Genomic DNA, 25,204 nt, shown 5'->3' on the forward strand with positions numbered 1-25,204 from the left:
TCGCTTCCCCCAATAAAAAACCGGCCTTGGCCTAACTCCTATCAATTAAGATGTTTGGAGCGAACCACATAGCGGGCTTTACTGATACGAACGGTCCTTGATTTGGGCCGTTTTTTTCGTTCCGGCAAAATATAACGTTTCACTCTTTCCCGCATTGCCCTTAACTTCTTGGGTATTGAACCGGGCGATGCGATTGCACACCACATTAGTTCATCCTGGATATCCCTCAACGCCATCATGAAACTGATCCGTAAAGGCGACACTTTAGCTTCTTTTGCTATCCTGCTTATTTCCAACCGGACTAGGTTATAAGCAATTAAAATGCCCCAGATCTCCTGCTCAACACCTTCGATTGATTGACTACGGAGTAGGATCTCATCTTCAAGCATGTCATGCTTTATCTCCCCATAACTGTTTTCGATTTCCCATCGTTCGAAGTAAACATCAAGTAAGGATTGCAGGTCATATTTTTTGTCTGTTAGGGACGTCAAAACCCCTTTTATATGATTGGGTTGCTCTTTTTCTGGATAAAGCGCAAGCCTAGCTTGCCACTTTTCAGGCAGATGAGGATCTTTTTTGCGAGCGTGTTGAGAAACATTCATTTCGACTATCAAGTCACGCCCGTCTTCATCTAACTGCTCTATGATTGTGTACTTTGTATTGGATTTTATGGGGGTCATCCAGTGGCTAGAACCATGTTGGTTTTGCCAGTTAATCATTAACTCCGCACCTAAATAACATCGGTCGAAAATAGTAAGAGAGTTGGCCGTTGCAGAGGAAATGAGTTGCTTGGCGTAGCTTTCTTCACCGTTGTAGCTAGGGCCAAAAGCGACATTATGGATTAGGCGACTTCGAAGGGAGCAAAGTGCACATAGCCTTACAACTGGGTATTCAGTATGGCGTGTTTTACTGTGCTTAACGTATTGAAAATGCTCTGCAAGAGCTGGGGTATCGTGGGTTCTAAATTGCGTACCATCAACAGAGAAAAGCTTTAATCCGAACCATGTATCATCACTATCTTCTGTTTGTGCCCAATGTTGTGCAGTTAATGTAAATAAAGCTTCGAGAGGCTTAGCCGTTAACCGTTTTCTTGCTTGGGGGATCGCACTTGGAGCAATGGATTCACCTAGAGAACTGGAAAGCTTCAGATCTAACTTATCAAGTACATCGGTAATCGGTCTATCGCGGTATAAACCAATCCCGACAACGAGCCAGACCACAAGCTCAGCCGGTAACTTCCGTCGCCTCAAGCTTGCTTTATTGGTGTCATCGAGTGCCTGCTGAATCCACTCAAGCGGCAACTCTTTCTGAAACAAAGAGAGTGAGTCAGGTGAAGCAAAATCATCAACATCTATAAGCCAATGTGCCAACATAAAAAATACCCCCAAACTTAATGTCTGGGGGTATTTTCACTCAACCGTAGGATCATTCAACTGATCAATGGCTTAACTGATCGGTGTTAGGCCTTGGCCGGTTTTTTCTTGCCTGCGTCACAGGCTATCATATGCCTTACTGCTCTTCGGCCGCATCGTCTTCTTCTTGCTCGCGGACGTAGAAGCGCGAGAAGAACAAACCGACCTCAAACAGCAAGCACATCGGAATGGCCAGCAGAGTCTGCGAAATCATATCTGGCGGTGTCAGCATCATACCTACCACGAAGGCACCCACGATGATGTACGGCCTTTTAGTACGTAGGCTTTGCGGATCCGTCGCCCCTGTCCAGCACAGCAAGATAATGGCTACCGGGATTTCAAACGCAATACCGAATGCCAAGAACAATGCCAGAACAAAATCCAGGTAGCTGGCGATATCTGTCGCGACCGTGATCCCTTCCGGTGCTGTGTTGGTAAAGAAGCTAAATACCAGTGGGAATACCACAAAGTACGCAAAAGCCATACCCGTATAGAACAGCAGCGAGCTGGAAAACAGCAGCGGCATGATCAGCTTGCGCTCATGCTTGTACAGCCCCGGTGCCACAAAGGCCCAAACCTGATACAAGATCATCGGCACAGCAATAAACACCGAGGTCACCAAGGTGAGCTTAATTGGCGTAAAGAATGGCGATGCCACATCCGTTGCGATCATGCTCGCGCCTTCCGGTAAACGTTCTACCAAAGGCGCGGAGATGAAGGCATAAATGTCGTTGGCAAACCACACCAGGCCAAGAAAAACCACAATGACACTCAGGATTGAACGCAACAAGCGGTTACGCAGCTCAAGCAAGTGGCTGAATAACGGTTGCGTATCTTCAACTGTAGACATAGTGACTTATATTAATCCTGCTTTTGAGAGGTCGTCGCCGAAGGCTGCTCGTCTTTTTTGTCGCCATAAGGACGCTGCACATCGGAGGCTGCTTTCTTCAGCTCCTCGACAGTGTCCCTCAGCTCTGGCGAGAGGTCTTTCATCCCCATTTGCTCGGCTTTTTTCAAGTTTTCCTGAAGTTCCTGGATCTTAAGTTCCTGGTTCAGTTCATCCTTAACCGAGTTCGCCATATTACGTGCAGCCCCAATCCAGCGCGATACGGTACGTATCGCGACGGGTAGGCGTTCCGGCCCCAGTACAACCAATCCCACCACGGAGATCAGTATTAGTTCCCAGAACCCGATATCAAACACGTGTTAAACCTGCTCTTTGTCTTTCTGGCTCTTCTGAGCCTGATCACCCTGCTGTTCGTCAGCCAGTTTCTTCTGATCGAAGTCTGCATCAGCTGCTGCATCTTTCTTCTCAGTCGAAGGCTCGTCATCGCCGATAGCCTTCTTGAAACCTTTCACGGCAGAGCCCAAGTCACCGCCCAGTGTACGCAACTTCTTGGTTCCGAACAGCAGAACAATGATTAGTGCAATGATTAGCAATTGCCAGATACTGATACCACCCATGCTTGTTTTACCTCAGCTAATTGTGGTTAATAACAAATCGTTTATGTGTTGGCCGCATACTTTACCGCCTATTTGCGGCAAGCACGCCACCCAAGTAACCAAAACGTGACCCCCATTGCAGCACTGATAGCTGAATAGTTTTCAATATGATTACTAAAAAGTATGGCAGAACATACAACCAGAGTTGCACCAATGCCAAAGTAGAACCTTGCCTGGCCCTGGTAACGTCGACTCTCCATGAAGTTGTCATAGAGTTTATCGATACGTTGGTTCAGCGCATTGCCTTGGCGCAAACTATCGTAAAGTAATTCCGGTAGCTCCGGTAATTTCTCCGCCCAGAATGGCGCCCGGGTTTTCACCCCGTCAATCACGGCCTGCGGGCCGACCTGACGAGACATCCAGTCTTCCAGGAAAGGCTTGGCGGTATCCCACAAATCGAGCTGCGGATACAGCTGGCGCCCCAATCCCTCTACATATAATAAGGTTTTCTGCAGCAATACCAACTGTGGCTGCACTTCCATATTGAAGCGGCGCGCGGTATTGAACAGGTTAAGCAGCACATGGCCAAACGAGATCTCGGCCAGCGGCTTTTCGAAAATCGGCTCGCACACGGTGCGGATGGCGAATTCAAACTCGTCGATGTTGGTATCTTCCGGCACCCAGCCAGAATCAACATGCAGCTCGGCCACCTTGCGGTAGTCACGGTTGAAAAACGCCAGCAGGTTCTCGGCCAGGTAGCGCTTGTCCTCGCGGTTCAAGCTGCCGACAATGCCACAGTCTAGTGCGATCCACTGCGGGTTTTCCGGGTTTTCCCGGGCGACAAAAATATTGCCCGGGTGCATGTCAGCATGGAAGAAGCTGTCACGGAACACCTGGGTGAAGAAAATCGTCACCGCATTTTCCGACAGCAGCTTCATGTCAGTACCGTTGGCCACCAGCGCATCGATATCCGACACCTGAATGCCGTAGATGCGTTCCATCACCAGCAGGTTTTCCCGGCTAAGATCGGTATACACCTCTGGGACATACAGCATATGGCTGTCTTCGAAGTTACGCCTTAGCTGAATGCCGTTGGCGGCCTCGCGCATCAGGTTCAGTTCGTCGAGCAAGGTTTTCTCATACTCACGGACAACCTCAACCGGGCGCAGGCGACGTGCATCCGGCAGCACTTTGGCCAGCAAACCTGCCATGCGATACATCAAGGTAATATCAGCCTTGATCACCGGCAGGATGTCCGGGCGGATCACCTTGAGCACCACTTCCTTGCCAGTTTCCTTCAAGGTCGCGGTATGCACCTGGGCAATCGACGCCGATGCCAGTGGCACCTCGTCAAAATCATCAAACCACGTCTCGAGCGGGCCGCCCAAGGCTTTTTCCATCTGCTGCTTGGCTAAGCGACCATCGAATGGCGCGACCTGATCTTGCAGCAGCGCCAGCTGGTCAGCAATGTGCGGCGGGAACAGATCACGACGGGTCGACATCATCTGGCCGAATTTGATCCATACCGGACCAAGCTCCTGCAACGCCAAGCGCAAGCGCTCGCCCAATGGCTTTTCCGGATGCTCGTTGCGCAGCCAGAACAGGGATTTACGCATTGCCTTTGGCAATTTGAGCCGAGGGTCTTCCGGCAACAGCTCGTCCAGCCCATAACGCAGCTGAACAGCGGTAATTTGGTATAAACGCTTTACTTCTGACAACACCATCATCGAGGCGCTTGCTCCATTAGGCGGTTCAGGCGTGCTTCACAGCGTGCTACGTCCATCTTCAGGTCATCGACCTGATCGGCAAAATAGGCAATTTCCAACGCCTGCGGTGCCAAGCGCCACTCTTCAGTGATCACTTCAGCCAAGTCGCGCTGGCGTTTGGCCACTCCTTGCTGGATAAAGCGTGCGCCTTGTTTGGCACCACTCACCAGGGTGTGGGCAACTATATCACCGGTATATTGCGATAGTTTTTCTTCGACATCCGGTTTCAACCCACTGAGCAGTGCTGAAAACTGCTGGGCCAACTGGATATCACCGTCCAGCGACAGCTTGTCGGCCTTGATCAGCTGGGTTAGGTTGGCTTGCTGACGGAGCTCAGGCAACACCGACAGGTTCAGGGCAAGCTGGCAGTCAGCTTCGCCCTCATAGGCTCCCAACACATCGATCTGCTGGCTGAAGACAAAATACAGCTGCTTGCCGAACTCATTGATGGTGACGCCAATCACCTTACCTTTCAGACGGGCAAGGCGACGCTGGCTGTCTTCATCATCTTTCAGCAGTGTATTGAGCGAGGTCTCGATCGCCCCGGTTACAAACGCGTCAACAGGCATGGGTTCCTCAGAATTTGTAGCCACGGTGCAGGGCAACAATGCCACCGGTCAGGTTGTAGTAGTTGGTCTGCTCGAAGCCGGCGTTCTGCATCATCCCTTCAAGGGTGTCTTGATCCGGGTGCATGCGAATGGATTCCGCCAGGTAACGGTAACTTTCGGCATCATTAGCAATCACTTCACCCATTTTTGGCAACAGGTGGAAAGAGTAAGCGTCATAGACTTTAGACAGCGGCTCGATAATCGGCTTGGAAAATTCCAACACCAACAGGCGGCCACCCGGCTTCAGCACGCGATACATCGAACGCAGCGCCTTGTCCTTGTCGGTCACGTTACGCAGACAGAAGCTGATGGTAATACAGTCAAAGTAATCATCAGGGAACGGTAGCTCTTCGGCGTTGGCCTGAACATAGCCGACGTTGCCGACAATGCCGTTATCACGCAGTTTGCTACGGCCAACCTTAAGCATCGAGTTGTTGATATCAGCCAAGATCACCTGGCCGTCATCACCGACAATGCGCGAGAACTTGGCTGTCAGATCACCGGTACCACCACCGAGGTCAAGAACCTTGTGACCACGGCGAACACCACTGCAATCTATGGTGAAGCGCTTCCACACGCGATGAACTCCCATCGACATCAAGTCATTCATAATGTCGTACTTGGCTGCTACCGAGTGAAATACTTCAGCAACCATTTCTGCCTTGTCTTCCTTGGCTACAGTCCGGTAGCCAAAATGGGTCGTCTCTAGTGTGGTGTCCGTCATGCTACTTCCGTCACGGTTAACGTATTATTTCGCCCTAGTGTACTTGATGGTTGAGGTTTGCTCAAAGCACAACCTGCATCTATGTCCACAGCGTACAATTACGCTGTCGGGCTATCCTCGCCAATTGCGGCCAACGCGTCCTCGGACGAAGCATTGTCATCAGCTGCACCCAGCATCGCCCGCTCGGTCAACAATGGGCTGATATCGCGCTTGACCTCAACGCCTAACTGGCGGAAGCCCTCGGCCTGGCGGATCACGTTGCCGCGACCTGTCACCAGCTTGTTCATGGCGCCCTGGTAGCTCTGGTTGGCCTTCTCCAGCGACGCACCCATAGCTTCCATATCAGTAACAAACAGTCGCAGCTTGTCATACAGCTTGCTAGCCCGCTCGGCGATCTGCTTGGCATTTTGATTCTGGCGCTCGTTGCGCCAGAGATTATTGATGGTACGCAACGCCACCAGCAAGGTGGTCGGGCTGACCAACATGATGTTCTGATCCATCGCATCGCGGATCAGGCTAGGGTCAGCTGCGATGGCTGCCTGGAACGCCGGCTCGACCGGAATAAACATCAGCACATAATCGAGGCTCTCGACCCCGTGCAGCTGATGGTAGTCCTTGCGGCTCAAGCCGCGGATATGGCTGCGGACAGAAGCAACATGCTCGCCCAGCGCCAACTCCTGCTCGGCAACATTATCGGCATTGAAAAAGCGCTCATAGGCAATCAGTGACATCTTGGCATCGATCACCACATCTTTGTTCTGCGGCAGATGTACCACTACATCGGGCTGGTAACGCTTGCCCTCTTCGTTCTCGAGGCTGATCTGGGTCTGGTACTCATGCCCCTCCCGCAGGCCAGACTCGCTCAGCACCCGCGCAAGCACCACTTCCCCCCAGTTGCCCTGCGCTTTGTTGTCACCTTTGAGTGCTTGGGTCAGGTTGACGGCCTCGCGCGCCATTTGTTCGTTGAGCTGTTTGAGGTTGTTGATCTCATGCACCAGCGTATGGCGCTCGCGGGCTTCCTGGCTGAAGTTGTCGTTAACCTGCTTTCGGAAGCCTTCGAGCTGCTCGCGCAGCGGCCCGAGCAGGCCTTCCATACTGATACGGTTCTGCTGGTCGACGGTCCGGGTTTTGTGCTCGAACATCTTGTTGGCCAAGCTCTCGAACTGAATCCGCAGCCTCTCTTCGGCATTTTCCAGCAAGGCAATTTTGTCATCCGCCGCTTTCTGCTCTTCAAAATGACGAGCTTCCTGCTCGCGCAAATCGGCTTCGAGGCCGGCGTTAGCCATCCGGCTGTTTTCCAGCTGCTCAGTCAGGTACTGCTTTTCGTTCCTGAGCGCTTCGAAGTGGCGCATCTTTTCCAGCGCGGCGGCCAAACGGCCATGCATCTGGCGCAACTCGGCAGTTAGCCTATCGCGCTCGATATCCATTTCGTCCAGCTCCTGGTTGCGCTCATCAATCTGGCCTTGGAAATGCTGTATTTTACTCTGGACCAATTTCAACTCGGCTTCTGCCTGCTGGCGCAACAGCGCCATTTGCTGCTGCCAGCGGTTTTTCACCAGCCATGCCGCGATACCCCCTGCCGCCACGGCGCCGGAGACCCCCGTCACCATCGCCAAGCCGTACCCCGACATCCACTCATTCATCATGCTTTGTTCCTGACCCTTTGATTAACCAGCAATTGATCTGCTTTTGCCAATAAGGCTAAGAGGATACTGGATAAATGTCCAGTTTCACTCGCGCAGAAAACCACACCACTGCCCTTCTATTGCACACCCCACTCTTCATTCCAATAATGCGCTCACATTCCTTTTTAGCAATTATCTGGTCGGCTCCTGTGCAATCGCATACACTGACGTCCTAACCTGATATTCCCTGCAGCCTTGCCGGCGCAGCTATTGATTATGGATGAACAATGAACGAACGTTATGCGCTCGGGTATGGCCTGGCGGCCGTCCTGCTGTGGTCGACCGTTGCCACCGCTTTTAAGATCACCCTTGATTTCTTTACCCCGATCCAGATGCTGGTTGCCGCCAGTGTGGTATCCGCCCTCGCCCTTGCCGGTATTGCCCTCTACCAAGGCAAGCTGCATCTTTTGGGGCGAACCTTTATGGCAAGGCCGCTCTATTACTTGCTGCTGGGACTGATCAACCCATTTGCCTACTACTTGGTGCTGTTCAAAGCCTACGAGCTACTGCCCGCTTCCCAAGCCCAGCCGCTCAACTATAGCTGGGCGATCACCCTGACACTGATGGCGGCGGTATTCCTCGGTCAGAAAATCCGCAAACAAGACTGGGCTGCCTGTGCACTGGGCTACCTTGGCGTGGTGGTAATTGCGACCAAGGGCGATGTGATGGCATTGCAGTTCGATAACCCAACCGGCGTCGCACTGGCGCTGCTATCGACCATTCTGTGGGCGATGTACTGGATCCTCAATACCAAAAACCAGGCCGATGCGGTATTGGGTGTTTTGCTTGGCTTTTTGGTATCGCTGCCATTCTCCATCGGTTTGAGCCTTTACACCGGTGGCTGGACGGCTATCCCTTGGCAAGGCTGGGCGGCGGTGAGCTATGTCGGTCTGTTCGAAATGGGGGTAACGTTCGTGCTATGGATCAATGCCCTCAAGCTGACCCGAAACACCGCACGGATCAGCAACCTGATCTTTATCTCCCCGTTCATCTCGCTGATGTTGCTGGCAACGATTATCGGTGAAGAGATCCACAGCTCAACGCTGGTCGGCTTGGTACTGATTGTCTGCGGGCTGGTGATCCAGCAATGGAAAGGCAAAAAGCAACAGACAGAGTCTGCCGCATAGCCCTTTGACAGCAGAATAAAAAAAGCCTGCCACTATGTGGCAGGCAAACTAGTGAGTAAGGGTTGTCGAGACCCTGCGCCTTAAAAGGGACGGCGTCTTTTTATTATCGAGAGTATTAGGCGGTAACCGGGGCGTGCCAGCGGCGGCCCATCTTCGTCCAAAGCAGGAACAAGCCAGGGATCAGCAGCCACATCTGCAGCACCATCAAATCCGGTGAGCTCAAACCCAAACGCTGAGTCAGGCTAACCATGGCACCGGCACCACTCATCTGGAACAGGCCCAACAGCGCCGCTGCGGTACCAGCACGGTCACCAAACGGGGCCAGCGCTTTGCCCGCCGCCGAGCCAAGCACAAAGGCAAAGCCGAACGAAGACATGAAAATCGGCACCATAAAGGCCCATGCCTCGGCAATATGGCCCACCAGCAGCATCAACACACCTGCCAGCACCAAGATCACCAAGCCTGTATTCAGCGTCTTGCGCGAACCGAAGCGGTCGATATATTTAGGCGCAACCATGCACGCCAGGATATTCAATGCAGCATTGATACCAAACCATAGGGTGAACTGGTTCATGCTCTGGCCAAGCTCAACCATCAACCATGCAGGTGCAGAAGTTACGTAGGCCAGAATCACAGCCATTGCTAGCATGCAGAGGCTGGCATGGTACAAGAAAGTCGGCTCACGAAGGACAGACCAGTAACGAGACAGGCTTATCGCCGAGCCCGAGACATCGGTATCTGCCGGGCGGGTCTCGCGGAACAGCAGCAAAATAAACAAGCCTGCGACCAAAGCAAAACCAGCCATGAAACTGAAGTTGGCGCGCCAGCCAAACTGGTGAGTCAGCCAAGTGCCCAAGAGTGGTGCCAATGCCGGGATAAAGCAGATCGCACCATTGAGGTAACTGATCATCCGACCGCTTTTCTCCGGGCCGAAGCTATCACGTACTGCTGCAAAAGCGGCAACCGAGGTCGCGCAGGCACCGAAGCCCTGTAGTAAGCGGGCAACCAAAAGCATATCCAGGGTTTGGGCTACGTAGGCCAGAGCGGCGCTCGCACCGTAAATCGCGATGCCACCAAGGGCAATCGGGCGACGTCCGATACGGTCAGCCAAAGGGCCTGCCAGCAACTGGCCGAGGCCAAGGCTGAACATAAACCAAGTCACGGTATCCTGAACCCGGGTCAAATCGACCGCAAAGGTCTCCGCCATCGCCGGTAGCGCTGGCAGGTAAATATCAATGGCTAGCGGGCTGAACAGCACCAGGGTTACCATCAAGGCCACCAGCCGTTTATCCGCAGAGTGTTTCGGTTGCATAGTATTATCCTGTTGAGCAATGGCGGCAGTTTACGGCGTTCGAGATATGAATAGAAATGGTATATATTCAACACCGATTTTCCATTTAGGAATATCATATCTCTTACGAGGAGAAAGGTGCCGTGTCATTTGAAAAACTCGCCAGGTTGGATCTCAACCTATTGGTCTGCCTCCATGTTCTGCTCGAAGAAGGCAGCGTCACACTGGCCGCAAAGCGGCTGTGCTTGAGCCAGTCAGCCGTCAGCAAAAGCCTCAACCGGCTGCGTGAACAATTCGATGATCCTTTGTTTGTTCGTACGGCTCATGGCATGAAACCTACCCCGCGAGCCATGGCCTTGATGCCCATGCTCGAGCAACTGCTGAGGGATATCGAGCACCTGACAGCACCGGCCAGTTTCGTGCCCCACACCAGTGACCGCCACTTTCGCATGGCGCTGGTCGAAAGTGCTTACCCGTTGTTTCTGCCACAGTTTCTTGGGGATATTTTCGCCGAAGGGCCGAATATCATCCTCGACACCCAGGCATGGGAGCCGAATACCTTTGACAAGCTGATCAACGGCGAAATTGACTTCGGGATCACCGGCAAGGATCTCAACCCCAAGGATGCGATGATGACGCTGATGCCGCCAAAGGGGATCGTATTTACCGAGCTTTGCCGCGATAGCCAATGCTGCCTGGTGCGCAAGGGCCACCCTATCCTGTCGCAGGCCTGGGACGAGGCTAGTTACCTCCAGCAGCGCCATATCCAAGTGCGCTGCGGCAATGACGACCGCTGGCTGCTCGACTACAAGCTGGCCGAGCGGGGGTTGCAGCGGGATATCGCGATGTATGTCCCGGACTTCAACAGCGCTGCCAGCCTGTGCACCCATACCGACTTGGTGTTTACCGCCCCGAGCCATTTTGCCTCATACATCAGTGCCCAGCTCGACTTGGCAGTGTTGCCGCTGCCGTCAGCACTTCCTCCTATGGCCTACACCCTTTTCTGGCATCAACATCAAGAAAAAGACCCCGGGCATAGCTGGTTACGACAAATTATCACCTCGCGCTGCCGTGATTTGCCTGTTAGCTAATTGCAGCTATTACGCAAAAGCGCTAATTTAGGGAGATCAGCCTGAACAGCCAATATTTCCTGCCCACCGTAAGTAACAGGCAGGGTTATTTGTTATTCAGGCTGCCCTTATAGCCGTCACACGGACGGTGACTCAGTGAAAGGAAAAATAAACACATGCAAGCAGTTATCTCGCAACGCGTCGCGCAGATCCGCCAATGGCTGGAAGCAAACCAGCTCGACGCCCTATTGATCCCGCACGAAGATGAATACCTGGGCGAATATATTCCTGCCCACAACGAGCGCCTGCACTGGGCGACCGGCTTCACCGGCTCTGCCGGTATGGCAGTGATCGCCCGCGACATAGCAGCGATGTTTGTCGATGGCCGCTACGTGGTCCAGGTACGCAAGCAAGTACCGGGGGATGTCTACGAATACCGCCACCTGATCGACGAGCCGCCGATGCAGTGGGCGCTGGACAACCTGGCGAAAAGCAGCAAAGTGGCGATTGACCCGCGCCTTCATAGCGCAGCATGGCTAACCCGCACCCAGGCGCAAGTAGCAGGCGAGCTGGAGCTAGTCAGCATTAGCGACAACCCAATCGAGCAATTCTGGGCAGATCGTCCAGAAGCGACCTTGTCTCAGGCCAAGCTAATGGGATTGGACTTCGTCGGCCAGAGCAGCAGCGACAAGCGTGAGCTCATTGCTGCCGAGCTGACCAAGCAAAAAGCCGATGCCGTGCTGCTAACCCAGCTCGATAGCATTGCCTGGCTACTGAACATCCGTGGCAGCGATGTACCAAGCCTGCCAGTACTGCTTTCTACTGCTCTGCTTCATGCCGATCAAAGCGTCGATTTCTACATTGACCCAAGCCGCTTGCCGGCAGGCTTTGCCGACCATGTGGGCGAAGGCGTCCGTGTCAACGCACCGGAGGCACTAGAAGCAGGCCTGAAGCAACTAGCAGGCAAAGCTGTATTAGTTGACCCAGCCACCAGCAACGCCTGGGCCAGCCAAACCCTACGCGATGCAGGAGCCACGCTGCTGGAAGCGGCTGATCCATGCCTGCTACCGAAAGCGGCCAAGAACCCGACGGAAATTGCCGGTATGAAAGCCAGCCATATCCGCGATGGCGTTGCCGTCAGCAAATTCCTGGCATGGGTAGACAGCCAAGTAGCCCAGGGCAACCTGCTTGATGAAGGCACTCTGTCCGACAAACTGTGGCAGTTCCGCAGCGAAGACAGCAGCTGCACCGATGTCAGCTTCGATACGATTTCCGCTGCTGCCGGCAATGCGGCGATGTGCCACTACAACCACAACAACCAGCCAGAGCCTAGCGTGCTGGAAATGGACAACGTCTACTTAGTGGATTCAGGCGGCCAGTACCCAGACGGCACTACCGATATCACCCGTACTATCGCCATCGGCGAGCCGGGCGATGAAGTGAAGAAAACATTCACTTTGGTACTTAAAGGCCACATTGGCCTGGCTTCGGCCCGTTTCCCGAAAGGGACCACTGGCTCACAGCTTGATGCCCTTGCCCGCCAGCACCTATGGGCATACGGCTTTGATTACGACCACGGTACTGGCCATGGTGTCGGCCACTTCCTGAGCGTGCACGAAGGCCCGCAGCGCATTGCCAAAGTACACAACCCAACGGCCCTGCTGCCGGGCATGGTGCTGTCTAACGAGCCGGGTTACTACCGTGCCGATGCCTTCGGTATTCGTATCGAAAACCTGGAGCTGGTTGTCGAAGTGGAAACCGCTGGCGATATGACAGTCATGGGCTTCGAGTCACTGACCCGCGCGCCTATCGACCGCCGCCTGGTTGACCTGTCCCTGATGACAGACGCCGAGCTAACCTGGCTTAACAACTACCATCAGACCGTGTTCGACGTACTGAGCCCATCGCTGAAAGGTGATGACCTGGCTTGGCTTGAGCAGGCAACCGCGCCGCTAGCCCGCTAATAGCCAGCTGACATCTGTTGTTGGCACATCACCAACAGCATAAAGAAAACGCCCGCAAAGCTATACTTTACGGGCGTTTTTATTTTCATCACTTTATCTTGGCAATTAGCCGGAATAAGCGTGGTGCCAATCCTTCCACACCACCTCAAAGCCGCGCTGCTTAACCGCAGCGGCAACATCGGCAGCTGGCCGCTCATCGCTGATAGCAAACTGCTCAAGCTCCGGCTCATCATTGGCATAGCCGCCTGGCTGGGTCTTGGATTCTGCCGACATGGTGGTGATCCCTAGTGGCAGCACGTTATCACGGAACTGCGCTGACTCCCGGGTTGACAGCGACAGCTCAACCTCAGGGTTAAACAACCGATAAGCACAGATCAGCTGTACCAACTGGCGGTCATCCATCACCGATTTGGGCTGCAAGCCGCCTTCACACGGGCGCAGGCGCGGGAAGGAGATCGAATAACGGGTCTGCCAGTAGGTACGCTCAAGATAATCCAAATGTGCAGCGGCAAAGAAACAGTCGGTACGCCACTCTTCAAGGCCGATCAATGCACCGATACCGATCTTGTCGATACCCGCCTTGGCCAGGCGATCCGGTGTTTCCAGCCGGTACTCAAAGTCCATCTTGCTGCCACGCAGGTGGTGCTGGGCGTAGGTCGGTGCACTGTAGGTTTCCTGGTACACCATGACCGCATCCAAGCCGAGGGTTTTGAGCTCGGCATATTCGCCTTGCTCCAGCGGCTGGACTTCCATTGCCAGATAACTGAAATGGGATTTGATCGCCGGCAGCGCCTTGCGGAAATATTCCATCCCGACCTTGCGCTCGTGCTCACCGGTCACCAGCAGGATACTGTCGAACTGCTTGGCCTTGATGGCCTCACACTCACGTTCAATCTCGGCCATGTCCAAGGTACGGCGCTTGATGCGGTTTTCCATCGAGAAACCACAGTAGGTGCACGCATTGGCACACAGGTTCGACAGATATAGCGGAATATAAAACGACACCGTATGACCGAAACGCTTGCGGGTCAACGCAGCCGACTGCTGCGCCATCTGCTCGAGGTAAGGCTCGGCCGCTGGCGAGATCAGGGCTTTGAAATCTTCCAAATCACGCTTGGGTTTACGCAGTGCCCGCTCGACATCCGCCGCGGTCTTGCCATAAATGGACAAGCGGATATCATCCCAGTCCAGCTGCTTCCACTCATCAACAAAACTCATCGCAAGCTCCTTAGGCCGGCTGATCCAAGAACGCCGTCAGCGGACTAGAAGCAATAGCATGGTTAACCGTCCCCGCCAATCCAGCTTCATACGCCATACGGCCACTTTCAACCGCCAGCTTGAAGGCACGGCCCATGGCGATAGGGTCAGCAGCTGCCGCAATGGCAGTATTGACCAATACCGCATCAGCCCCCATCTCCATTGCTTCAGCAGCATGGGATGGTGCACCAATACCCGCATCAACAATTACTGGCACCTTGGCTTGGTCAATGATGATTTCGAGGAAATCGCGCGAAGCCAAACCCTTGTTAGAGCCAATCGGTGCACCCAGCGGCATCACTGCCGCACAGCCCACTTCTTCCAGGCGCTTACACAGCACAGGATCGGCATGGCAGTATGGCAACACGATGAAACCTTCACGAACCAGTTCTTCTGCAGCCGCCAATGTTTCGATCGGATCAGGCATCAAATACTTCGGATCTGGGTGGATTTCTAGCTTAAGCCAATTCGTACCAAGTGCTTCTCGGGCAAGCTTGGCGGCAAATACCGCTTCCTTGGCATTTTTGGCACCAGACGTATTTGGTAGCAGGTTTACCCCGGCATCAATCAACGGCGCAAGGATATCGTCATCACGGTTTTCAATATCTACGCGCTTAAGTGCCATGGTCACCAGCTCGGAGCCCGAGGCAATAATCGATTCAGTCATAGCATGGCGGTTGGCATACTTACCGGTACCAGTAAACAGGCGTGACGAGAACGTCTTATCAGCGATAGTTAGCATTTATCCTCCTGCAATCGCTTGGAACAGGGCGATGCGATCGCCAGCGCTCAGTACAGTTGTTTCCCACTCGCTGCGGGCAACAATATCTTCATTCAAGGCTACAGCTGTAGCCTGTAGCGGCATCTCGAGTTGCGTCAACAGTGCGCTGAGAGACTGGCCCTCTGGCACCTCTACCGGTTTATCATTGACCCGTACCTGGATCAGAGTCGCAGTCGTCATAGTGGTTCTATTCTCCCGTCCCGCAAACCGGGCACGATCTATCTGTTGGAAGTTGAAAGGCTTGCCAGCCCATCGTCAGACCATCGAACTGGCGTAGCGTGCCAAAGCCCACCTCACCAGCACTGGTCAGTAGTTTTATAGTTTCTAATGCTTGCAAATTGCCGATAGTACCGACCACCGGCCCGGCAATACCGGAATTACTGCAGTTCTGCGGCTCTTCGACCGCTCCTTCCTGGCGCGGGAACAAACAGTGGTAGCAAGGTCCTTTGCCCTGACGGAAATCAAAGGCCATCAGTTGCCCTTGCCAACGAATCGCAGCTCCCGATACCAATGGTTTATTGGCCTTGAAACAGGCCTGATTGACGGCATATCGGGTTTTTAGGTTGTCAGAGCAGTCAAGCACGACATCAGCCAGCGATACCTCCATTGCCAACCGCTGATCGGCCAGCCGAGCTTTCACTGCCCGGATACGGATATGCGGGTTTAATGCCTGCAACTGCTCCGCTGCCATCTGTGCCTTGGCTTTACCCTGATCGCTATCGCGATAGATCACCTGGCGCTGCAGGTTTGAGCTATCGACCGTATCGTCATCGGCGATCACCAAATTGCCGATACCCGCCCCAGCAAGGTACAAAGCCGCAGCTGAGCCTAAACCGCCGGCACCCACCAACAACACCTGCGCATTAGAGAGTGACTGCTGGCCTGGCTCACCGATCTGCGGCAGCATGATCTGGCGGTTATAACGAAGAAATTCCTGATCACTGAGCATGGTTGCCATCCTATTCGGCCGGGTTGTGCACTAAGATATCTTCAAACGCCGCAATAGCCTTCGCCGGGTCATCGGCTTGGGTAACAGCACGGACAACCGCGACACTGCTTACTCCTGTTCGCCAGACTCTCTCAGCACGGGACAAGTCGATGCCACCAATCGCGACTGTCGGGAACGCGTCACCAATCAGCTTTTGGTAAAGGGCCAAGCGGTTAAGCCCCTGCGGTTTAGATGGCATATCCTTAGTGGTTGTCGGGAAGATATGGCCCAAAGCGATATAGCTAGGAGCAAACTCCGCCGCACGTAGAATTTCGTAGTAGCCGTGAGTCGATAGCCCAAGACGCAGCCCAGCCTGCTGAATCGCTGCTAGGTCAGCGGTTTCCAGATCTTCCTGCCCAAGGTGGACGCCATAAGCCTGGTTATCAATCGCCAGTTGCCAATAGTCATTCACGAATACCTGGGCACCATGCTGCTTGCCGGCCTCAACGATCGTGGTGATTTGGACAGGCAACGTAGGCTCAGAGGGATCTTTGATCCGCAGCTGGGTCGTTTTCACGCCCAAATCAAGCAAGCGGGTCACCCACTGGGCCGTATCGACAACCGGATACAGCGCCAACTTATCGCGCTCCACCGTGGCAAACGGCGAAACGGCCACTTCTTTACTGGCCCAGCCAAGTTCATCGCACTCAGGGTGGTTAGCCGTCAATGGACGCGGGAACAATGCGCGAGTCATCGGCCAGCCAGTTTCACCATAGCCATCAGCATGGCTCTCCAGGTAACCTCGGGCATGGGCGCGCGATAGCGTGACCGCATCTTCCAGCGGGTAATCCAAAGCCAATGCAGCCAGCAACATGGCGCGCTGTGGCTCACTTGCCCCGGCATGGTGGCAATACACTGCGCGGGCTTCACCAAGGTGATGCCAGATATCGACACAGCCTTGCTCTGTCGGCAGGCCACAGACCACCAACGCTGGGTTAGCCGCAACCTGCTGCTGCATCTCGGCCAGAGTCGGATAAGGGGCAATCCACTGATCGCGCACCTCCAAGCCCTGTACCACACTCTCGGACGGATTAAACGCCACCTTGAAAGTTGCCCCTTCAAGATGAATGTCTACCACCTCCGATCCACTCCACTCCATACTGACCGCTTCACCGAGCTGGTATTTATCGGCCGCTGCCAACAACGGCTCGATATGCATCAGTAATGGCGCCAAGTGATCGGGTAAACACAACGCGTTCATTAACTTTCCTCTTTGATTGGGTGATATAACTCACTCCCCCTGGCCCGGAATTCATCGGCTTTTTGCTGCATGCCCTCAAGGGGATCATCCAACATCCGCACGGCCAGTTCACCGTCTTTCTCCAGCCCGCTAGCGTACTCACGGACTTCTTGCGAGATCTTCATCGAACAGAATTTCGGTCCGCACATCGAGCAGAAATGAGCGATCTTGCCGGATTCCTGAGGGAGGGTTTCATCATGGTAGGCTCGAGCCGTTTCAGGGTCTAAAGCCAGGTTAAATTGATCTTCCCAACGAAACTCAAAGCGCGCCTTTGACAAAGCATTGTCACGCACTTGAGCACCAGGGTGGCCTTTTGCTAAGTCTGCCGCATGGGCACACAGCTTGTACGTGATCAGCCCCACCTTTACATCTTCTTTATTAGGTAGGCCCAAATGTTCTTTCGGCGTGACATAGCACAGCATGGCACAGCCATACCAACCAATCATGGCAGCACCAATGCCGGAGGTAATATGGTCATAGCCGGGTGCAATATCTGTGGTTAGTGGCCCAAGGGTATAAAACGGCGCTTCATGGCAGTGCTTGAGCTGCTCTTCCATGTTTTCCTTAATCATGTGCATTGGCACATGCCCCGGTCCTTCAATCATTACCTGGACGTCATATTCCCAGGCAACCTTGGTCAGCTCACCCAAGGTACGCAATTCACTGAACTGCGCTTCATCGTTGGCATCAGCCACCGAGCCCGGACGCAGGCCGTCACCCAGTGACAAGGCAATATCGTACTGGGCACAGATTTCACAAATCTCCCGGAAATGCTCGTACAGGAAACTTTCTTTGTGATGCGCCAAGCACCACTTGGCCATAATTGAACCGCCGCGCGAGACAATTCCCGTCACCCTTTTGGCCGTCATCGGGACATAGCGCAGCAGGACACCGGCATGGATAGTAAAGTAATCAACCCCCTGCTCGGCCTGCTCGAGTAAGGTGTCACGGAACACTTCCCAGTTGAGGTTCTCGGCAATACCATTGACCTTCTCCAACGCCTGATACATAGGCACAGTACCGATCGGTACCGGGCTGTTGCGGATGATCCATTCACGGGTTTCGTGGATATTACGGCCGGTTGAGAGATCCATGACGGTATCGCCGCCCCAGCGGGTTGACCACACCAGCTTCTCTACTTCCTCTTCAATCGACGAGCTCACTGACGAGTTACCGATATTGGCGTTGACCTTGACCAGGAAGTTGCGGCCGATGATCATCGGCTCGGTTTCAGGGTGATTGATATTCGATGGGATAATAGCCCGGCCTTCAGCGACTTCTTGGCGGACAAATTCAGGGGTGATTTCTTGTGGCAGGTTGGCACCAAATGCCATTCCCGGATGCTGCTGGTTTAGCACCTCATCGCGGTATTTCGCCCGCCCCATGTTTTCGCGAATGGCAATAAACTCCATCTCAGGCGTGATGATCCCCTGGCGGGCATAATGAAGCTGGGTGACATTTTTGCCTGGCTTGGCACAGCGAATGCGAGCCTGTTGTTCAAACCTCAGTTCATCAAGGGTGTCATCAGCTAAGCGCTCTTTGGAATACTGAGAACTTAGCTCGTCCAGCAGTTCAGTATCCCCCCGCTCCTCAATCCAACTTTCACGGAGCTTAGGCAGGCCAGCATAAATATCAGCTGGCTGCTCAGGATCGGTATAGAAACCAGAGGTGTCATAGACCCGTACCGGTTCATTAGGCTCGAAAACAGGGGATTCTTTGGTACCGCCAACTAGGCTATCAGCCAGGGCAATCTCGCGCATCGGTACGCGGATATCTTCACGGCTCCCAGTGACATAAACTTTCCGCGAATTCGGGTAAGCCTGGGTGGTTAGTGAGTCGATAAATTGTTTCGCTTCCAGTCTCGCTTGTTTGCGATTCGACATAGCAATTTCCTTTTTTGTCCATAACAGGGAAGTTGCTTGGCGGATGGGTGCGTAAACAAGAGGCTATACGTAGGGTGTATAGTGTCGTCTGATACTGCCACTGTGAATACAGTGATACAGAAGAGTCTCTCTTGTTCCCTTCGCAGGTATTAGCCTGATCAGGTTCTACGGATCCCGCAATGCGGTCTCAGCCAAATGGCACTCCGACAAGTTGATTTAGCAGTATATGAAAGGGGGTCGGCCTCGGCAAGGCAGATCCCCCAGATTTAACCCTCAATCAGCAAAAACCTTGCTCTTTTTGCATAACATCACTGAGCACGACAAATTTATTTGAAACGCTTCACAAGAGACTTGAGCAGAGACGAATGGGTCTCCCTCAGCTCACCAAGCTTATGGGCAATGTTTGGAGCCCCATCCAAGTCAAATAGCTTGGGTACCGCGACTCGCTGCGACGAGTAAATGCCCGTGTGGCCACTGAAGTAGTAAGCGGTATAGCACGCAATGGCAAAGTACAGCATGTGCTCTGCGCCAAAAAGCTCGATCCCCATAATGGTACAAGCCAACGGTGTGTTGGTCGCAGCCGCAAAAACAGCAAGAAAGCCCAGGGCGGCAAACAAGTCGACCGGCGCGCCCAGCACCCATGCCATGGTATTGCCCAAAGTCGCCCCAACGAAGAATAGCGGAGTCACCTCCCCGCCCTTGTAGCCAGCAGCCAGGGTAACTGCCGTCAGCAGCAATTTGAGCAACCAGCTATACCATTCGGCACCCCCTTCCTGAAAGGCAGTCAAGATACTCACTCCCCCTTCACGGCTCGAATAAACACCCAAGCCTATGTAATCGTAGTTACCTATCAGCTGAACCGCACCGATAACAATCAAGCCACCGACGACCACAATCAAATACGGGTTTTTGAGTGTCGCCTTGAAGATATCTTTAAAGGCGTGAGTCAGCTCACCAAACAGGTATCCCGCCAAACCAAAAGCCACGGCAGCAATCACAATCTTGGCGATCATCAGCAGGTCTACTTTGACGGCATGTTCAAACAGGGTAATGGTTTCGAGGAAATCTATCCGGTAGTGGGTATGGTGCACGCCCCAGGCTGAACAAACGACATCAGCCAAGATAGCAGCAAACAAAGCTGGGATAATTGCATCATAGCGCAGGCGGCCTATCGCTAGCACTTCCAGGGCAAAGATAGCGCCTGTTAGCGGCGTGCCGAATACGGCACCAAAGCCTGCCGCTACACCGGCAATCAAAATCAGCCGGGTATCCGCTTCATTGAGTTTGAACTTGCGAGCCAGCCAGTGGGTCGATGCCCCGCCGATTTGCACTGCAGTTCCTTCACGACCTGCCGAGCCACCAAACAGGTGGGTGATCACAGTGGTAATCAATACCAAGGGTGCCATTCGGGCAGGAATACCGGCACCGGGCTCATGGATCTCATCCATAATGAGGTTGTTACCACCCTCGGAGTTTTTCCCCAAGTTGCGGTAGCAGTAAACGATCACGATACCGGCCAGTGGTAACAGGTAGATAAGCCACGGGTTATCAATCCGGGTCGCAGTTGCCACACTGAGGATCCAAAGGAAAAAGGCATTGAGCGAGCCGACAATAACGGCTACGGGAATGATGAGTAGCGTCCAACGGAGGATCTGGACGAATATTTTAGGATTTGAACTTAATGGATGCGCCATACCATTTCTATCTTTATCTCGAATTACTCTCAAGGATAGATGCTATGGCAAATAACAAGCCCCACCATAGACGGATCTATCCTACTACAGCAGGAGTCATTATCTCGGTTGAGCGGTTAAAGGTGGAACTCCATCACCCGCCATGGCGGTAACACCAAGGCAATAGACAAATGCTACCGCTTATCCCTAATAACAACAAGAGAAATAATAAATTAGGAAATGAAAGACCAACATCACTTTGCAGAAGCAACAGATGTAAAAAAGCCCCAGTCTTTCGACTGAGGCTTCGAAGATGGCAAGGGTGGACTGGGCCGGCATCCCGGAGATTCGAACGCCTAACACGCGCTGTTTTGGTATTAGCGGAATCCGAAGCAATAATACGAAAAAGGCCTAGTCTTTCGACTAGGCCTTAGAATATGGCAGGGGTGGAGAGATTCGAACTCCCAACACGCGGATTTGGAATCCGCTGCTCTGCCAATTGGAGCTACACCCCTAATGTGTTATTCATTCTACTAACAAATCGGTCGAGATCAATCATAAATTATCTAGGCCAGTCACAGTATTGATAAATAAAGAAATAATAGAAAGATAAGTAGTAGCGATCGGCTATTTGGCAGAAGCTACAGATACAAAAAAGCCCCAGCATTTCTGCTGAGGCTTCGAATATGACAGGTGTGGACTGGGCCGGTATCCCGGAGGTTTGGGCTCCCAACACGCGCTGTTTTGGTATTGGCGGAATCCGCTGCTCTGCCAATTGCACATACGAAAAAGGCTCCAGTATTTCTGCCGGGACGCGCAGTCTAGAGCCTTGAATATGGCAGGGATGGAGGATTCGATCGGGCTAGCTGGCCAAGGGGACGCCTAGTTCTCCCAACATTGCTTCGCAGAAGCAACAGATGTAAAAAAGCCTCAGCATTTCTGCTGAGGCTTCGAAGATGGCAGGGGTGGAGAGATTCGAACTCCCAACACGCGGATTTGGAATCCGCTGCTCTGCCAATTGGAGCTACACCCCTGTAGTTGTTTTAAAGACTTAACTTTGTCTGAATAAGTGGCGGAGCGGACGGGACTCGAACCCGCGACCCCCGGCGTGACAGGCCGGTATTCTAACCAACTGAACTACCGCTCCACTCAAATCACCGCACGTTCACTGCGATAATCTAAATTGGAAGCCTGGCGATGTCCTACTCTCACATGGGGAGACCCCACACTACCATCGGCGCTATTACGTTTCACTACTGAGTTCGGCATGGGATCAGGTGGGTCCATAATGCTATGGTCGCCAAGCAAAATTCTTACAATCTAAAAAGCTGATGTTCTCAACACTCATCCAAGTGCTCACAGAGTCCGTTAAAACCCCTTGGGTGTTGTATGGTTAAGCCTCACGGGCAATTAGTACAGGTTAGCTCAACGCCTCACAACGCTTACACACCCTGCCTATCTACGTCGTAGTCTCCAACAACCCTTCAGGAACCTTATAGGTTCAGGGATGACTCATCTTGAGGCTCGCTTCCCGCTTAGATGCTTTCAGCGGTTATCGATTCCGAACTTAGCTACCGGGCAATGCGTCTGGCGACACAACCCGAACACCAGAGGTTCGTCCACTCCGGTCCTCTCGTACTAGGAGCAGCCCCTCTCAATCATCCAACGCCCACGGCAGATAGGGACCGAACTGTCTCACGACGTTCTAAACCCAGCTCGCGTACCACTTTAAATGGCGAACAGCCATACCCTTGGGACCGACTTCAGCCCCAGGATGTGATGAGCCGACATCGAGGTGCCAAACACCGCCGTCGATATGAACTCTTGGGCGGTATCAGCCTGTTATCCCCGGAGTACCTTTTATCCGTTGAGCGATGGCCCTTCCATACAGAACCACCGGATCACTATGACCTGCTTTCGCACCTGCTCGACTTGTCAGTCTCGCAGTCAAGCGGGCTTATGCCATTGCACTAACCTCACGATGTCCGACCGTGATTAGCCCACCTTCGTGCTCCTCCGTTACGCTTTGGGAGGAGACCGCCCCAGTCAAACTACCCACCAGGCACTGTCCGCACCCCGGATAACGGGGCGACGTTAGAACATCAACACTACAAGGGTGGTATTTCAAGGACGGCTCCACCATATCTAGCGACATGGTTTCAAAGCCTCCCACCTATCCTACACATGTAGGGTCAATGTTCAGTGCCAAGCTGTAGTAAAGGTTCACGGGGTCTTTCCGTCTAGCCGCGGGTACGCAGCATCTTCACTGCGATTTCAATTTCACTGAGTCTCGGGTGGAGACAGCGTGGCCATCATTACGCCATTCGTGCAGGTCGGAACTTACCCGACAAGGAATTTCGCTACCTTAGGACCGTTATAGTTACGGCCGCCGTTTACCGGGGCTTCGATCAAGAGCTTCGACCGAAGTCTAACCCCATCAATTAACCTTCCGGCACCGGGCAGGCGTCACACCGTATACGTCATCTTTCGATTTTGCACAGTGCTGTGTTTTTAATAAACAGTTGCAGCCACCTGGTATCTGCGACTGCCAGCAGCTTAAAGAGCAAGTCTCGTCACCGCCGGCAGCGTACCTTCTCCCGAAGTTACGGTACCATTTTGCCTAGTTCCTTCACCCGAGTTCTCTCAAGCGCCTTGGTATTCTCTACCCGACCACCTGTGTCGGTTTGGGGTACGATTCCTTACTATCTGAAGCTTAGAGGCTTTTCCCGGAAGCATGGCATCAATGACTTCAGTGCCGTAGCACCTCGACATCGGGTCTCAGCCTAGTGTAATCCCGGATTTGCCTAAGATTACAGCCTACACCCTTGAACCTGGACAACCGTCGCCAGGCCCACCTAGCCTTCTCCGTCCCCCCATCGCAATAGTAAGAAGTACGGGAATATTAACCCGTTTCCCATCGACTACGCCTTTCGGCCTCGCCTTAGGGGTCGACTCACCCTGCCCCGATTAACGTTGGACAGGAACCCTTGGTCTTCCGGCGAGGGAGTTTTTCACTCCCTTTATCGTTACTCATGTCAGCATTCGCACTTCTGATACGTCCAGCACACCTTACGATGCACCTTCAACCGCTTACAGAACGCTCCCCTACCCAATACCATAAATGGCATTGCCGCAGCTTCGGTGTATAGCTTAGCCCCGTTAAATCTTCCGCGCAGGCCGACTCGACCAGTGAGCTATTACGCTTTCTTTAAATGATGGCTGCTTCTAAGCCAACATCCTGGCTGTCTGAGCCTTCCCACATCGTTTCCCACTTAGCTATAACTTTGGGACCTTAGCTGGCGGTCTGGGTTGTTTCCCTCTCCACGACGGACGTTAGCACCCGCCGTGTGTCTCCCGGATAGTACTTACTGGTATTCGGAGTTTGCAAAGGGTTGGTAAGTCGGGATGACCCCCTAGCCTTAACAGTGCTCTACCCCCAGTAGTATTCGTCCGAGGCGCTACCTAAATAGCTTTCGGGGAGAACCAGCTATCTCCAGGTTTGATTGGCCTTTCACCCCTAGCCACAAGTCATCCGCTAATTTTTCAACATTAGTCGGTTCGGTCCTCCAGTAAGTGTTACCTCACCTTCAACCTGCCCATGGCTAGATCACCTGGTTTCGGGTCTAATCCTAGCAACTGAACGCCCAGTTAAGACTCGGTTTCCCTACGGCTCCCCTAAACGGTTAACCTTGCTACTAAAATTAAGTCGCTGACCCATTATACAAAAGGTACGCAGTCACCCCGAAGGGCTCCTACTGCTTGTACGTACACGGTTTCAGGTTCTATTTCACTCCCCTCACAGGGGTTCTTTTCGCCTTTCCCTCACGGTACTGGTTCACTATCGGTCAGTCAGGAGTATTTAGCCTTGGAGGATGGTCCCCCCATGTTCAGACAGGATATCACGTGTCCCGTCCTACTCGATTTCACTCGAAATGCGCTACCGGTTACGGGGCTATCACCCTGTATCGCTGAGCTTTCCAGCTCATTCACCTGTCGCAAAACTAGCTTAAGGGCTAATCCGGGTTCGCTCGCCGCTACTGCCGGAATCTCGGTTGATTTCTCTTCCTCGGGGTACTTAGATGTTTCAGTTCCCCCGGTTCGCCTCAATGCGCTATGTATTCACGCATTGATAACTGCTTATGCAGCTGGGTTTCCCCATTCGGAAATCCAAGAGTATAGTGATTCTTACCATCTTCTCTTGGCTTATCGCAGGTTAGCACGTCCTTCATCGCCTCTGACTGCCCAGGCATCCACCGTGTACGCTTAGTCACTTAACCATACAACCCCAAGGG

At 53.2% G+C, this 25,204-nt stretch carries 19 protein-coding genes, 3 tRNA genes, 2 rRNA genes and 2 riboswitches; of the genes, 3 read left to right on the forward strand and 21 right to left on the reverse strand.

Annotation, left to right across the window (positions count from 1 at the left end):
- Window positions 1–41 precede the first annotated feature (41 nt).
- The 8 genes from ACXAGQ_RS07215 to rmuC all read right to left on the reverse strand — a co-directional run bounded on the left by ACXAGQ_RS07215 (window position 42) and on the right by rmuC (window position 7,599).
- Window positions 42–1,373 carry an IS4 family transposase gene (locus ACXAGQ_RS07215; RefSeq protein ID WP_475252884.1) on the reverse strand — a complete coding sequence of 444 codons (1,332 nt, stop codon included), beginning with the start codon at window positions 1,371–1,373 and terminating at the stop codon, window positions 42–44.
- 136 nt (window positions 1,374–1,509) lie between these two features.
- A complete protein-coding gene (gene tatC / locus ACXAGQ_RS07220) occupies window positions 1,510–2,262 on the reverse strand; it encodes a Sec-independent protein translocase subunit TatC (protein WP_475252886.1) in 753 nt (250 codons plus the stop codon).
- A gap of 11 nt (window positions 2,263–2,273) precedes the next feature.
- Window positions 2,274–2,615, reverse strand: a complete 342-nt coding sequence (tatB, locus tag ACXAGQ_RS07225; protein WP_475252888.1) for a Sec-independent protein translocase protein TatB — start codon at window positions 2,613–2,615, stop codon at window positions 2,274–2,276.
- A gap of 3 nt (window positions 2,616–2,618) precedes the next feature.
- The gene (gene tatA, locus ACXAGQ_RS07230) at window positions 2,619–2,876 is read right to left on the reverse strand and encodes a Sec-independent protein translocase subunit TatA (protein ID WP_475252890.1); all 258 of its coding nucleotides are present in this window, start codon (window positions 2,874–2,876) and stop codon (window positions 2,619–2,621) included.
- A 68-nt stretch (window positions 2,877–2,944) separates the two neighbouring features.
- Window positions 2,945–4,579, reverse strand: coding sequence for a ubiquinone biosynthesis regulatory protein kinase UbiB (gene ubiB / locus ACXAGQ_RS07235; protein WP_222551609.1), 1,635 nt, complete (start codon window positions 4,577–4,579; stop codon window positions 2,945–2,947).
- Window positions 4,579–5,190: a ubiquinone biosynthesis accessory factor UbiJ gene (locus tag ACXAGQ_RS07240; RefSeq protein WP_475252891.1), complete on the reverse strand. Its 612-nt coding sequence runs from the start codon at window positions 5,188–5,190 to the stop codon at window positions 4,579–4,581. Before ACXAGQ_RS07240 ends, ubiB begins: the two co-directional genes overlap by 1 nt.
- 7 nt (window positions 5,191–5,197) lie before the next feature.
- The gene (ubiE, locus tag ACXAGQ_RS07245; RefSeq protein WP_475237730.1) at window positions 5,198–5,953 is read right to left on the reverse strand and encodes a bifunctional demethylmenaquinone methyltransferase/2-methoxy-6-polyprenyl-1,4-benzoquinol methylase UbiE; all 756 of its coding nucleotides are present in this window, start codon (window positions 5,951–5,953) and stop codon (window positions 5,198–5,200) included.
- 98 nt (window positions 5,954–6,051) lie between these two features.
- On the reverse strand, window positions 6,052–7,599 hold the full coding sequence (gene rmuC, locus ACXAGQ_RS07250; protein WP_475252893.1) for a DNA recombination protein RmuC: 1,548 nt from the start codon (window positions 7,597–7,599) through the stop codon (window positions 6,052–6,054).
- Window positions 7,600–7,865: 266 nt separating this feature from the next.
- On the opposite strand from rmuC, the gene ACXAGQ_RS07255 reads away from it, so the two are divergent.
- A complete protein-coding gene (locus tag ACXAGQ_RS07255; RefSeq protein ID WP_475252895.1) occupies window positions 7,866–8,765 on the forward strand; it encodes a DMT family transporter in 900 nt (299 codons plus the stop codon).
- A gap of 115 nt (window positions 8,766–8,880) precedes the next feature.
- Here the strand turns inward: ACXAGQ_RS07255 and ACXAGQ_RS07260 are convergent, their stop codons facing one another.
- Complete coding sequence (locus ACXAGQ_RS07260) at window positions 8,881–10,077, reverse strand: multidrug effflux MFS transporter (protein WP_475237724.1); 1,197 nt, start codon at window positions 10,075–10,077, stop codon at window positions 8,881–8,883.
- 122 nt (window positions 10,078–10,199) lie between these two features.
- On the opposite strand from ACXAGQ_RS07260, the gene ACXAGQ_RS07265 reads away from it, so the two are divergent.
- Together ACXAGQ_RS07265 and ACXAGQ_RS07270 are read left to right on the forward strand one after the other, a co-directional pair.
- Complete coding sequence (locus tag ACXAGQ_RS07265) at window positions 10,200–11,147, forward strand: LysR substrate-binding domain-containing protein (RefSeq protein ID WP_475252897.1); 948 nt, start codon at window positions 10,200–10,202, stop codon at window positions 11,145–11,147.
- 155 nt (window positions 11,148–11,302) lie between these two features.
- Entirely contained in the window at window positions 11,303–13,090 is a 1,788-nt protein-coding gene (locus tag ACXAGQ_RS07270; protein ID WP_475252899.1) for an aminopeptidase P family protein, read from the forward strand.
- A gap of 105 nt (window positions 13,091–13,195) precedes the next feature.
- Here the strand turns inward: ACXAGQ_RS07270 and thiH are convergent, their stop codons facing one another.
- From thiH to ACXAGQ_RS07330, 12 genes are all read right to left on the reverse strand, one after another.
- Window positions 13,196–14,308: a 2-iminoacetate synthase ThiH gene (gene thiH / locus ACXAGQ_RS07275; protein ID WP_475252901.1), complete on the reverse strand. Its 1,113-nt coding sequence runs from the start codon at window positions 14,306–14,308 to the stop codon at window positions 13,196–13,198.
- A gap of 10 nt (window positions 14,309–14,318) precedes the next feature.
- Window positions 14,319–15,089, reverse strand: coding sequence for a thiazole synthase (locus ACXAGQ_RS07280; RefSeq protein WP_475252903.1), 771 nt, complete (start codon window positions 15,087–15,089; stop codon window positions 14,319–14,321).
- The gene (gene thiS, locus ACXAGQ_RS07285; protein ID WP_317524683.1) at window positions 15,090–15,308 is read right to left on the reverse strand and encodes a sulfur carrier protein ThiS; all 219 of its coding nucleotides are present in this window, start codon (window positions 15,306–15,308) and stop codon (window positions 15,090–15,092) included.
- A gap of 7 nt (window positions 15,309–15,315) precedes the next feature.
- Window positions 15,316–16,077: a HesA/MoeB/ThiF family protein gene (locus ACXAGQ_RS07290; protein ID WP_475252905.1), complete on the reverse strand. Its 762-nt coding sequence runs from the start codon at window positions 16,075–16,077 to the stop codon at window positions 15,316–15,318.
- Between the two features lie 10 nt (window positions 16,078–16,087).
- Window positions 16,088–17,317: a thiamine phosphate synthase gene (gene thiE / locus ACXAGQ_RS07295; protein WP_475252907.1), complete on the reverse strand. Its 1,230-nt coding sequence runs from the start codon at window positions 17,315–17,317 to the stop codon at window positions 16,088–16,090.
- Entirely contained in the window at window positions 17,317–19,239 is a 1,923-nt protein-coding gene (gene thiC, locus ACXAGQ_RS07300) for a phosphomethylpyrimidine synthase ThiC (protein WP_475252909.1), read from the reverse strand. Before thiC ends, thiE begins: the two co-directional genes overlap by 1 nt.
- A gap of 118 nt (window positions 19,240–19,357) precedes the next feature.
- Window positions 19,358–19,455: riboswitch (TPP riboswitch) on the reverse strand.
- 110 nt (window positions 19,456–19,565) lie between these two features.
- The gene (locus ACXAGQ_RS07305; protein ID WP_475252911.1) at window positions 19,566–20,933 is read right to left on the reverse strand and encodes a voltage-gated chloride channel family protein; all 1,368 of its coding nucleotides are present in this window, start codon (window positions 20,931–20,933) and stop codon (window positions 19,566–19,568) included.
- An 83-nt stretch (window positions 20,934–21,016) separates the two neighbouring features.
- A riboswitch (Fluoride riboswitch) is annotated at window positions 21,017–21,080 on the reverse strand.
- Between the two features lie 270 nt (window positions 21,081–21,350).
- Window positions 21,351–21,427: transfer RNA gene (locus tag ACXAGQ_RS07310), tRNA-Trp, on the reverse strand.
- 442 nt (window positions 21,428–21,869) lie between these two features.
- Window positions 21,870–21,946: transfer RNA gene (locus tag ACXAGQ_RS07315), tRNA-Trp, on the reverse strand.
- 36 nt (window positions 21,947–21,982) lie between these two features.
- Window positions 21,983–22,059: transfer RNA gene (locus tag ACXAGQ_RS07320), tRNA-Asp, on the reverse strand.
- Between the two features lie 42 nt (window positions 22,060–22,101).
- Window positions 22,102–22,217: ribosomal RNA gene (rrf, locus tag ACXAGQ_RS07325) — 5S ribosomal RNA — on the reverse strand.
- Between the two features lie 84 nt (window positions 22,218–22,301).
- Window positions 22,302–25,189: ribosomal RNA gene (locus ACXAGQ_RS07330) — 23S ribosomal RNA — on the reverse strand.
- Between the last annotated feature and the right edge of the window lie 15 nt (window positions 25,190–25,204).

This window comes from Photobacterium sp. ABD4_091, assembly GCF_056160145.1.